This window comes from Cupriavidus sp. 8B (assembly GCF_054589115.1).
This window is the reverse complement of sequence record NZ_BAAILO010000228.1, coordinates 1-1837: the sequence shown is the minus strand read 5'-3', so window position 1 is coordinate 1837 and position 1837 is coordinate 1. Positions and strand designations below refer to the sequence as shown.

At 64.7% G+C, this 1837-nt stretch carries 1 protein-coding gene; it reads left to right on the top strand.

The window, feature by feature from the left end; translation table 11 throughout:
- The first annotated feature begins 24 nt into the window (after positions 1-24).
- Positions 25-1767, top strand: a complete 1743-nt coding sequence (locus ACYP5B_RS22170; RefSeq protein WP_459571111.1) for an IS1634 family transposase — start codon at positions 25-27, stop codon at positions 1765-1767.
- The last annotated feature ends 70 nt before the right edge of the window (positions 1768-1837 follow it).

Below are 1837 nucleotides of genomic sequence, written 5' to 3'. Positions count from 1 at the left end.
AGCTTTGTGCTTGAATAAGTGTTCATGTATATCGAACACGTCCCCAACCGCAACTCGCCCCCCGCCGTCCTGCTGCGCGAGTCCTATCGCGACGGCAACACGGTCAAGAAGCGCACCCTCGCCAATCTCTCGTCGCTGCCCGCCGAGGTCATCGAAGGCTTGAAGGTGCTGCTACGCGGTGGCGTCGCGGTGTCGGCCGCCGATGAGGCCTTCGTGATCGAGCGCAGCCTGCCACACGGACACGTGGCCGCCGTGCTTGGCGCGGCGCGCGCCTGCGGCGCCGAGCAGTGGTTTGCCTCGGCACCGGCCGCGCTGCGCTCGGTGGTGATGGCACTACTGGTGGCGCGGGTGGTGTCTCCCGCTTCCAAGCTCGCCACGCATCGCATGTTGCGCGACGAGACCGCGGCCCACTCGCTGTCGCGGCTGCTCAAGTTGGGCGACGTCGAACTCGAGCAGGTCTATGCCGCGCTCGACTGGCTGGGAGAAGCTCAGGAAGGCATCGAAAAGCGCCTTGCCAGGCAGCATCTGAGCGGCAGTACGTTGGTGCTCTATGACCTCACTTCCACGTGGGTGACCGGACGCTGCTGCGAGCTTGCCGCCCACGGCTACAGCCGTGATGGCAAGCGCGACGACCCGCAGATCGTGTTCGGTCTGGTCTGCACGCCTGAGGGCTGTCCGGTGGCGGTCGAAGTCTTCGCCGGCAACACCGCCGATCCGGCTACCGTGGCCTCGCAGGTGGACAAGCTCAAGAACCGCTATGGCATCGAGAAGCTCGCGTGGGTGGGCGACCGGGGCATGCTCACGCAGGCGCGCATCGACACGGTATTGCGCCCGGCTGGCCTGGACTGGGTGAGCAGCCTGCGCGCGCCGCAGATGGCCGCACTTGCCCGGGAGAAGGGTCCCTTCCAGCCCTCGCTATTCGATGAGCGCAACCTGCTGGAGGTGACCAGCGAGGCGTTCCCCGGCGAGCGGCTCATCGTGTGTCGCAATCCGCTACTGGCCGAGGAGCGCAGCCGCAAACGCGAGGCGCTGCTGCAGGCCACCGAAGCCGAGTTGATGAAGATCACCGACGCGACCACGCGTGCCCGCAACCGCCTCAAGGGCACCGAGGAGATTGCCCTACGCGTAGGCCGCGTCATCGATCACTTCAGGATGGGCAAGCACTTCGAGTTGAACATCACCGACTCGAGCTTCACCTGGGAACGCAAGGCCGAACAGATTCAGCAGGAGGCCGCACTCGATGGCCTGTACGTGGTGCGTACGAGCCTGCCGGCAACGGACTTGCCGGCTGAGGCGGCCGTGATGGCCTACAAGGGTCTGGCGGTGGTGGAGCGGGCCTTCCGTTCGCTCAAGACGGTCGATCTGCAGGTGCGTCCCGTATTCCATTGGAACGCCGCGCGCGTGCGCGCTCACGTCTTTCTGTGCATGCTTGCCTACTACGTCGAGTGGCACATGCGCGAGAAGTTAAAGCCGATGCTGTTCGACGATGAATACGTCGAGCTCGCGCGTGCGGCTCGGCCCTCGCCAGTGGCCAAGGCACGACGCTCGGACCAGGCGAAAATCAAGGACGCCACCAGGCTTGGCGAGGACGGCTTGCCGGTGCACAGCTTCCGCACGTTGCTCGATGATCTGGCCACGCTCGCTTACAACGTCTGTCACACCCCCCTCAACCCGCAAGCAAAGATCATCATGATCACGCGGCCGACCCCAGTTCAAGAAAAGGCCTTCCGCCTGCTCAACGTCAGCCCCGTCGCCTGTACCCAGTAATCGACTCGCTCGCGCGTGCATAACCGTGAGAAATCAAAGCATTATGCGCGCCGCGTGCTCAAAGCTCGGT